The 265-nt window shown below is 40.0% G+C and carries 1 protein-coding gene; it reads left to right on the plus strand.

The window, feature by feature from the left end:
* Nucleotides 1-136: 136 nt before the first annotated feature.
* Nucleotides 137-265, plus strand: a 129-nt coding sequence (locus tag CF394_RS15515; protein WP_133079874.1) for a DUF255 domain-containing protein, incomplete at its 3' end; no start/stop codon positions are given.

The following is a 265-nucleotide window of genomic DNA, read 5'->3' on the forward strand; positions in this document are numbered from 1 at the left end:
ACAGTTGGTCTGCTTCTCTTTCCATAAAATAAAATAGAAGAAGTTAACCTTAGAAACCTCTTCTTTTGATATTTGGTATATTAAATCATGTAAAGACAATAATGAATAAAAATTCGTTTATAAAGCAGGTGATCCCATGCCAACGAACAGATTAATCAACGAGAAGTCGCCATACCTACTCCAGCACGCACACAACCCCGTCGACTGGTACCCGTGGGGCGAAGAAGCCTTTGAAAAAGCAAAGCGCGAAAACAAGCCGGTACTT

Source organism: Tetzosporium hominis, from assembly GCF_002265435.1.
Classification (GTDB): domain Bacteria; phylum Bacillota; class Bacilli; order Bacillales_A; family Planococcaceae; genus Chryseomicrobium; species Chryseomicrobium hominis.